Source organism: Lachnospiraceae bacterium (assembly GCA_022794035.1).
GTDB lineage: Bacteria > Bacillota > Clostridia > Lachnospirales > Bianqueaceae > CALWPV01.
On record JAAWDX010000006.1, the window covers coordinates 130167 to 140246 of the forward strand.

The window sequence follows — 10080 nt, forward strand, 5'->3', positions numbered from 1 at the left end:
TTTAGCTACCTCTCTCGGTCACGATTGCGTATCTGGTTTCATTTCTATCTCTACCATCACAGAACTATTTTTCAAACTTACCTTCCCTAATCCTGCTATATCCACCTGTACCATGCGTTTCCCTATGGCATAATCTCCTTCTTTCAGATGAATGCTCAGATTCAGTGCTGATGAATCAAAATTATCTATATTTTCTTGAATGCCCACAATATCAAAAGAAATAGAAGTGTTGGTAAAGAAGACATTCCAGCCCTCTTTTTGTCCATATAATGAAATCTGTGAGGTATCCACTGTTATACTTTTGCTAACTTGTTTCTCCACACTGAAGGTCAGCTCCGTACTCTGCTCGCTGCCTTCCCTTAATTTAACATCCCCTTTGGGATATAGCTCCGCTAACACTTCATTGAAATCATAGGTCTTTTGATAATTCTCCGTCAATTGAGATAGATCCACCGAAGGTAAAATGATGCTGTTTACTTTATTAATTGTGCTTTCCGGTCCATAGATTTGAATCTCCGCTACACTTAGCTGTGTATCTTTGCCATACTCATACCCATCCGGAACCGAACCAACCAGCGAAGCCTGCACAGGAACTGTTTTTGTTGCGTAAATAGGAACAAAAACCCCTGCTTCGCTCACGGATGCCCAAATAATATCCCGTGAATACGAAACGATTTCATCATTGCCATTATATAAAACAATATTACTTTTTTTGCTAACGTTAGCTGTCGTTTGATCCACTCGAATCGTAACTTTACCGTAGGCAATTTCTTCTATCTGATTGGCAGGTCCGGTTATTGTAATTACATCCGGTGTTACCAGAATCGCTGGATCCTCCTGCAGAAAGATATATCCCTCCATAGGTGTTCCCTGAATATCATATCGAACCTCAATTTCCTTGCTGATGCTTTCATCAATGTCTACTTCATAATAGCTTTTATTTCTAAGCTCATTAAATTGAAATTTATTGATATAATTCAGATCTGTAATTTCATAATGGATCATTAGACGATTGACCGAGCTATCTTCTAATTCATATACATCAACATATGCCCTCATAAAGGAGGTAGCATCTTTTGTCTTCAATACCTCTAAAACACTTTTTCTTGCCTTAATGTATACCTGCAGCTTTAAATTGCTTAAATCCTCTTCTCCATCCAATTCAATGTAATGATTTTGATTTCGAAACTCATCCAAATGCTCTACTGTCACCGGAATTGTAAAATCCTCTGTCCCCATTGGATCTTCACTTACCGAAAAGGTTAACCAAAGTAAAATTGCAATCACCAATGCAATAATCTTATATAACAGATTATGAGTCACCCATGTTTTGATTCGCTCCTTCATGGCCGTGGTCCTCCTTTAGGTGCCTCTTTCTTTCTAAATTTGTCCTTTAGAATCCTATCCCGCATGATCTGAACTTTACTTTTATGCTCTGTTTCTTCTCCCAGTAACTCTCTTCTGATAAACTCTGGCGTAATTCTTCTATAAATCTGGCCTCCATAAGCCATAGACATGGCACCGGTTTCCTCAGAGACAATAAACACCTTTGCATCAGAAACCTCGCTTAAACCTAGCGCAGCTCTATGTCTTGTCCCTAAATCTTTACTAATATCTCCATTTTCAGAAAGAGGCAAATAACAGGTTGCTGCCAAAACTCGGTTTTGGCGAATAATCATCGCTCCATCATGGAGCGGCGTATTCTTTTCAAAAATATTGATAATCAACTGGCTTGTTACCATTGCGTCGATTGGCAGCCCTGTCTGTTCATATTCTCCTAAAATAACCTTTTGCTCTACCGCAATCAAAGCGCCGGTTTTTACTTCTGACATCGCGGTCATCGCCTGAATCAAGTTTTCAGCAGTCTCCTCGGTCACTGTGTTGCTGCTTTCTCCGAATATCCGCGTAAAAAAGTTTCCGCGCCCGAGCTGCTCCAGTGCTCTTCTGAATTCCGGCTGAAATATGATGATAACGGCCAGGATTCCTACACTAAGCGTTCCTTCAAATATCCAAACCGTTATATTCAGTTCTAAAATAGAAGCTAACATCCAAACAACCAATACAACAATAATTCCTTTAAAAAGAATCCATGCTCTGGTTTTGCGCAGCCACTTTAAAACCTCATATATTAAAAAAGCAACCACTAGAATGTCCAAAAGATCTGTAATCTGAAAGGATGGCAGCATCCAACTGCCGATTTTTCCAGATGAAAACAATTCTGTAAAAAACTCTTTCATCCTTACTCCCCCCTGCCTTCAAGACTTTTTGTTTCTTCTTTATGTGTGATACTTCTTATCAGCGCCGTGGATCGGGATCATCCCAATTATCAAACAGCTCTGCTACCTCTTCTTCTTTTGTCAGTTTTGACCCTTTTTCTAATTTTCGTTCTTCTTGCTCGCTCTTTCGTATTTGTTCTTTGCTTCTCACTGGCTTTACATTTGTTTTTGCCTGTTTTTGGGGAGCAGCATGCTCTTGTTTTTTCTCAGAAGCCTTCTCTCTTACTTTTAAGCCGGCTACTCTTGTTTTTCCAAGCTCCTCCTCCCTCTCAGCAATCGTCTTCAGCTCTTTTTTTTGCTTTCCTACCGGGCTGATTTTAGGAATTAAGCGTACCTGGTAATAATATTCTTCATCCTCAAAATCAAGATTCTGCGCATTTTTATAATTTAAAGACAAATTCAAAAACTCCAGTACTGCAAGTGCTGCAATCGAAAGAATAGCAAGCAAAACAATCCAAACTAAATTCCCCGGCAGATCTGCAACTACCTTACCCATAATTAAACAGATAATTCCCAGCAGCCCGCCGGCCCCAAGCGCTATATAGCGTACATAATCCAAACGTAACTTTTTTAACAAGCTAACAAGTAAAATAATCCCTGCTGAAACAATCAGTAAATATACCATTTGCTCATTTTTGGTCATTTGATCAATTCCATATGTGGATGCATCTGAGATCATTTTTGGAAGCGCATCTAAAGATTCTCCCATCTGCAAGCTCAAAAAGGCCGGAATAATCTGTATCAGAGCCCACAATAAAATTCCAATTACCACTGGCACCACCGCGATAATTCCTATATACAGCCCTGCAAATATGGGCACCAGCAAATAAAGCTGCCACTGAATACAAATAGGAATGAGTGCTAAAAAGTACACCTGATCCGGGAAAAGGCGAACTACTGCTACATATAATACGAGCATCATTACCCCAATAATCGCAGCGCCAATTAACGATGATTGGAAAATATTATATACACATAATGCCATACCAATCAGTACACCAATTCTGCTGGGCAAAATTGTGGCGACAAGCGCCAGCACCAAATGCACCCCAAAGGAGTTAAATACACCGGTTCCCGTATACATCTCTGCTCCTGATATCATCCGAAACAGACATAGAAATGCAATAAACTTCAGACCAACCTTTATAAACAGTTCGTATCTTTTAATATATTTTGAAACTACACCCCTAGCTTGATACAACGCCGATAAATTCATAAATATGTCCTTCCTTAGTCAATATTGTTAATCTGATCTAATAGATCATAATAATGATCTATTCTTTTTTTAGCCTTATCATAACGAGCCCCATAAACAACGGCCGTAATCCCTGATATAACTAAAAGCAAAATCGCATACCAAACCAGAGCATGAATCACAAAGCCTGTATAATCATAGTGAAGTAAATCTGCTCCTTTTACATAAAACTCATCTATTGCTGTATACATTAAATACACAATATAAAAGACTGTAAGCCATATTTTACTTTTTAATTTTTCTAATCCTATATAATCTTTTTTATAATATCGTTTAGCAAAGGCATCCTTTTGAAAGCTAGACGTTTCATAGCTTGCTGCCTGCGTCATCAATTGTATCTTTTCTTTATTAATCATAATTTCTCCTATCTTCGCTGGAGTCTATCACTTATTCTATCATATCTGACCCTCAAAATACAAGACATATACGGCAATTTTAACAAAAGAGATACAATATAGTTTCACCTTTCTCTATATTGCATCTCTTTATTTCATTTTTCTTTATTGAAAAAGAGCCGTCGATAAATAGCGTTCCCCGGAATCGGGCAGCAATACAACGATTGTTTTTCCTGCATTTTCTGAACGCTTTGCTACTTCTATCGCTGCCCAAAGCGCTGCCCCTGAAGATATACCTACTAAAACGCCTTCTTCCTTTCCCATTTGCCTTGCTATCTGATAGGCATCCTCCTCTTTTACGGCTATCACCTCATCATATATGGCTGTATCTAAAACTTCCGGCACAAAACCTGCCCCGATTCCTTGCAGTCCGTGGGGCCCGCTTTCTCCTTTTGAAAGCACGGGAGATGCTGCCGGTTCCACTCCGATCACCTTAATATTAGGACATTTCATTTTCAAATACTTTCCTGTCCCCGTAATACTTCCTCCAGTTCCTATGCCTGCGATTAAAATATCTATGGCTCCCTCTGTATCCTCCCATATTTCTGGTCCGGTTGTCATCATATGGGCATTAGGATTCGCAGGGTTGATAAACTGTCCTGCCATGATTGCTTTAGGCTCTGCCTCTACTAAATGCTTTGCTTTCTCGATCGCTCCTGCCATTCCTTTAGAAGCCTCTGTTAATATGACCTCTGCTCCATATGCTTTCATAAGAAGCTGACGCTCTTTACTCATATTTTCTGGCATAACAATCTGCAAACGATATCCTTTTGCCGCCGCTATCATCGCTAATCCAATGCCTGTATTTCCTGATGTAGGCTCTACAATTATGGACCCCTTCTGCAGCTTTCCGCTGCGTTCTGCTTCTTCAATCATGGCTTTTGCTACTCTATCTTTTACTGAGCCTGCTGGATTCAGATATTCGAGTTTTCCTAATAATACAGCTTGAAGCTTATATCGCTGCTCCACATGGGTCAGCTCTAGAAGAGGAGTGTTACCGATCAACTGTTCAATAGATTGATATACTTTTTTCATTTTAACCTCCATTCCGAAGCGTATGCGACGGGGAATGCCATCCAAGCTTATTTGTGGCGCTCCGGCACAAATGGCCGATTAAAAAACAAGCTATCAAGCTTATTTTTCAATCTATCTTACCTTCTTATTTTATTCTTTAATGTATTGCTCACGCGACAGCATTATGAGTTAGACTTAGAAATATTAAAACCAGCTTCTTTTTTAGGATATCCTTCAATTACAATCATCCCCATAATCCTCCCGATAAGGATATTAAAAGAATATCATACTAGTCAAATTATATCAACAGCTTTCCTGAACCTCTATACATTATTCGATGATCTCATATCCGGCTGCTTCCAGAATATCCAATGCTCTTTGATAATTTTCTCTTTTTATCAGAACATAATCTGTATTAAAGGTTGAGATAGCAAAAATACTAATATGATGTTCTGCCAAAATCCCAGAAATTTTGGATAGGATTCCAATCAGCGTAAAATCCAGAATTCCCTCAACCCGAAACGCTTTCCACCCCTCTTCTCTCTGTGTCACATTAGGCGGTTCATTGTCTGTGATGCATACCAGAGAGTTCTCCTCTTTTGTTTTACTCATAAAACAGTATTCCGCATTCCAATCAACCAGTGAATAGTCTGTCACCTTACATACTGAAAAATCATAGGCAATTTTTCTAATCTGCATTATGTGTTATCTCCCAAATTTCACTTCTCTCAATACTTTATTTATTAACACTGCCGATCTATTTCGTATATTTTTTCCTTTTTTTATCCGTGCAATTCTACATGTATCGCAATTACAGTACATAGAAGGTATTCCCTCCGCTGCAGCCGTTCCCAAAAACAAAAGTTCCATTGTCAACCTCATTTCTGCACATAATACTGTGCTTGTGCATTCCACAATTTAAAGTACTGTCCTTCCTTTTCCTCTACCAGTTCTCCATGCGCGCCTCGCTGGATCATCTTCCCCTCATGGAATACCAGAATCTGATCACAGAACTTACAGGAAGACAAACGATGCGAAATATAAATTGCCATTTTTCCCTTTATGATTTCAGAAAACTTTTCATAAATCTCCGCCTCTGAAATAGGATCCAAAGCTGCTGTCGGTTCATCCAGAACCATCACCGGAGCATTTTTATAAAGGGCCCGAGCCATTGCAATTTTCTGCGCTTCACCGCCGCTGACTTCTACGCCCTCAGACGTAAAATCCCGATACAATATTGTTTCAAGCCCTTGCTTCAGTCGCTCTTTTCTTACCGCAAATCCTACTTTATCCAAACATTCTTCTGCCGAATCGGCATGATACATAGGACTGGCCGCCACATTGGCCCCCAGAGAAAACGAAAACAGGTTAAAATCCTGAAATACCACCGAAAGCAATCCAAAGTATTCCTCTTCCTGATACTCCTGAATATTCCGCCCATTCAGCAGAATTTCACCCTCGGTCGGCTCATACAAGCGGCACAGCAACTTAATAAATGTCGATTTACCGCTGCCATTCATTCCAACCACAGCATAACTGGTCAATGCATCCAGTTTTATCGAAATGTTCCGCAGTGCATAGGTTGCTGCTCCCGGATATCGAAAAAAAACATTCCGAAATTCCACCGATTCCACCGTGCGATCCGTTTCTTTTCCCTCTTTCTCGCCCTGCTTTCTCATATCCAGATAGGTAAAAATATCTTCTAGGTAATCATTATTACGCCAGCACTTTGTTCCTTCTGCGATCATCACTGAGACACCTGAAATAAACTGAATCACCAACCCTGAATAACGCACCAGAGACCCTACTCCCAAGCTGCCGCTCAGCACCTTCATGGTCACAAAGAAATACACTACTCCTGTCAATATGGTCGTAATGATCATATTGATTGCATCATATTTACAGTTGATCCCCAGGCGCTGCTTCAAAAATGGCGGATTGTCAAACCATCGATGCATCTCATCACTGATGATCGAATTTTGATCAAACATACGAATATCCTTTGCCGCTCCATTTTCGCCTGTATATTCATCCATATAATAATTGGCCTTCGTCAAGCTTTTGGGCCAGCCTTTCCATGCTTCAAACAGTTTACTGGCGGCAATTTGAAATGATCGTCCTGCTGTCAACGATAAAGCCAGAATCGCAATCAACAGCAAAATAGATGCATAGGGTGTGTTAAAGAAAGAAACGAATCCCGTCACTTTCCAGCCGGATACACTGGTAAACAACGGTGCTGCCAATATCCCAGATACCACAACAGCACAAAACTTTCCGAAGGTATTTCCGCCGCGGCGATACATCATGTCTAAGCCACCGCGGCGTGCCTTCATTGCCTCATCAATCCGATTCCGTAAAATCCTCGTCTGAGGATTTTCCACATCCGCATACGCAAACTCCAGACCAGCCTTACCCAGATATAACTGAATTTTGTTATACATCAATTCCTCATCGGCCGTATTCGCATTTTTCAGTGCATCGATCAATACAGAAAGCGTAAAATTAACCCCCACAGTCAAACCAATCAGCACCACCAGACTTTTCACATTCATCCGATTGGTCAGGGCTTCGATAATCAAAGCTGAAAAATATACCGCCAGCGCTGTCTGCAATGCTTCCGCCAAACGTCTCACGCAGTCTCTCACCAGCAATCCCGGCGCCAGTTTCCAGATGATGCCATACCCACGTTTCAAATATTGCAGATTTTCTTTTATGCTTCTTTTTTCTTTCATCATTTCTTCTCCTTGAAATACTGACTCTGCACTTCATACATCTGTGCATACTTACCGCCCAATTTCATCAGTTCTTCATGAGTTCCCGACTCTGTAATTCGCCCATCATCCAACAGTACAATTCGATCACAAAACCGGGTACTGGCAAAACGATGCGAAATAAAAAATGAAGTCCGTCCTTTTGTTAAATCCCAGTACTGCAAATATAATTCATTCTCTGCAATCGGATCCAGCGCGGCCGTAGGCTCATCCAGAATCAGAACCGGCGCTTCTTTATACAAAGCTCTTGCCAGCAGCACCTTCTGCATTTGTCCGCCCGAAAGCTCACACGCATTCTCATTTACATTTTTGATCAAAGGCGTATCCAGTCCCTTATCCAAAGAGTCAATTTTATCTGTCAGTCCCGCTTTCTTCACGCAGTCCCACAACTTTTCCTCATTCCATTCTGCCTTTTCCTTCAAAGTAATGTTCGTACCAATCGACAGCGGCAGAAAATGAATATCCTGAAAAATCGCAGAAAAGATTTTAAAATAGTCCTTTTTCACAAACTTCTCCTGCGGGATTCCATTGATCAAAATCTCACCGCCTGTCGGCGTAAACAGCCCACTTATCAGCTTTGTCAACGTTGTCTTACCAGCGCCGTTGATACCCACGACGGCAATTCGTTCACCCGGAGCGACATCCAATGAAATTCCCTTCAAGACCTCCTCATTGCCTTCTGCAAATCGATAAGTGACATTGCGCAAACTGATCGCCGGAGCCGAATCCGGAACAGATACTCCTTTCTGCTCCACTCCATTTTCTTCATCCTTATATTCCAAATATTCCCGAATATCCGCCAGAGCCAGCGTACCGGCATCCACTGCGGAATAATATTCCACAATTCCGCGCAGCCAGGTTCCAAAGGTACTGATCACCGCCAGATATACCAGCAGATCCCCTACACTCATATTTCCCTGTAAGAAAGTATACACCAATACTGCATAAGCGACCCCATCTCTCATCAACACCAACACCGCATTAGCGAGCGCTACCAGAAAGCTTCGCTTTGCCACAGATCGAACGATCTTCTCCTCCTTCTGGATTGTTTCATCGCCTACCTGAGTAAACCACTTTTTTACACGATACAGCCGAACATCTTTTGCCGCTGAAAAATCCATAGCCTTTTTAATGATGTAATCAATTTTCATTAAATTTACCGATTTTTCATTTTTCACTTTGTGCTGATATCGATTCACCCATCGGCTCAACCACCAGGTAATCCCATAAGAAATCATCAGTAATATCAAAATCAATGGATTCAGCAATACAATACTCATGCCGTATGAAATTGTACCGATTATGCTCGCAGCCAATTGTGTCACATTAATGGTAAGCTGAGCGAAATTTCTATTTTCCGTAGCATACATTGCCTTTTTATGCAGTACCTTCGTCTTGGTATCCATCTGATCTTCATATTCGATATCCATACTCTTTTCCGTTATTGCAGTAGAATACCAAAGCCGCATACGATAATACATATCATCCAGAAACAAATACGCCATCTTTTCCATTACATAGATTATAAGCAGCATCAATGTCATAATCATGATCATAATTGTAATGTTAACAATACTATTACCGTTATCAATCATTATAAGTATGTATTTAGGTATGTAGGCTGCTATTAGCGGAATTATTAGAACTAATGGTATTCGAATTCCCATAGCTAATATAGCTATTCGACGCTTATTCCATATTCTTCTCAAACATAAAATCAGTTCAAGCAATAGATTATATTTCATTATGCATACTCTTCCTTCCTTTTTCGAAAATTAATCTATAATTCTTTTAAGCAGCCTTCTACATCTTACCTTTTGCATGATACGCATCCTGCTTAAACATCCCTACAGGTGTGTAAACTATTTCATCTTTCCTTCATTATAAATGACTATATCATCCCCATACATTTTTCCTATCATATACATGTATATTTTAAATATCGACTCAAGATTATTTTTTAATCTTATCTCTCACCACTGTCCAGTTTACTCGTTTATTTTTAACTATAATATATATATTCAAAATTATATTGCAAATAATATCATGCAAATCAACTTATGTCAATTATATTTATGGACTTTATAAAAAATATATATCATTATCAATGATATCATTTTTTATAAAAGACACAAAAGAATCCAACATTAAAATGCAAAAATTTTATTCAACATAAAAAGAAATTGTTTCCTCAAAAGAAAATCTTTTACCATAAAATCAAGACACACAAAAAGGAGCAGACACATCTGCTCCTCATTCTCTCCATTCAAAAACCGGCAACCTCCTACTCTCCCAGGCGGTCCCCCACCAAGTACCATCGGCCGCCTATGCCTTAACCTTCGTGTTCGGCATGGTTACGGGTGTTTCCC

8 protein-coding genes and 1 rRNA gene are annotated in these 10080 nt (G+C 40.0%); all 9 read right to left on the reverse strand.

The window, feature by feature from the left end:
• Positions 1–18: 18 nt before the first annotated feature.
• Entirely contained in the window at positions 19–1347 is a 1329-nt protein-coding gene (locus HFE64_06295; GenBank protein ID MCI8633071.1) for a hypothetical protein, read from the reverse strand.
• Positions 1344–2237 (reverse strand): TIGR00159 family protein, encoded by an 894-nt coding sequence (locus HFE64_06300; protein ID MCI8633072.1) that lies wholly within the window; start codon positions 2235–2237, stop codon positions 1344–1346. Before HFE64_06300 ends, HFE64_06295 begins: the two co-directional genes overlap by 4 nt.
• A 58-nt stretch (positions 2238–2295) precedes the next feature.
• On the reverse strand, positions 2296–3492 hold the full coding sequence (locus HFE64_06305) for a hypothetical protein (GenBank protein MCI8633073.1): 1197 nt from the start codon (positions 3490–3492) through the stop codon (positions 2296–2298).
• Positions 3493–3506: 14 nt separating this feature from the next.
• Positions 3507–3887, reverse strand: coding sequence for a hypothetical protein (locus tag HFE64_06310; GenBank protein ID MCI8633074.1), 381 nt, complete (start codon positions 3885–3887; stop codon positions 3507–3509).
• A 144-nt stretch (positions 3888–4031) separates the two neighbouring features.
• A complete protein-coding gene (gene cysK / locus HFE64_06315) occupies positions 4032–4961 on the reverse strand; it encodes a cysteine synthase A (GenBank protein ID MCI8633075.1) in 930 nt (309 codons plus the stop codon).
• A gap of 309 nt (positions 4962–5270) precedes the next feature.
• Positions 5271–5639, reverse strand: a complete 369-nt coding sequence (locus HFE64_06320) for an ACT domain-containing protein (GenBank protein ID MCI8633076.1) — start codon at positions 5637–5639, stop codon at positions 5271–5273.
• Between the two features lie 179 nt (positions 5640–5818).
• Complete coding sequence (locus tag HFE64_06325; GenBank protein MCI8633077.1) at positions 5819–7672, reverse strand: ABC transporter ATP-binding protein; 1854 nt, start codon at positions 7670–7672, stop codon at positions 5819–5821.
• A complete protein-coding gene (locus tag HFE64_06330) occupies positions 7672–9306 on the reverse strand; it encodes an ABC transporter ATP-binding protein (GenBank protein ID MCI8633078.1) in 1635 nt (544 codons plus the stop codon). The genes HFE64_06325 and HFE64_06330 overlap by 1 nt, the downstream gene beginning before the upstream one ends.
• A gap of 676 nt (positions 9307–9982) precedes the next feature.
• A 5S ribosomal RNA gene (gene rrf / locus HFE64_06335) occupies positions 9983–10080 on the reverse strand; the annotation flags it as partial.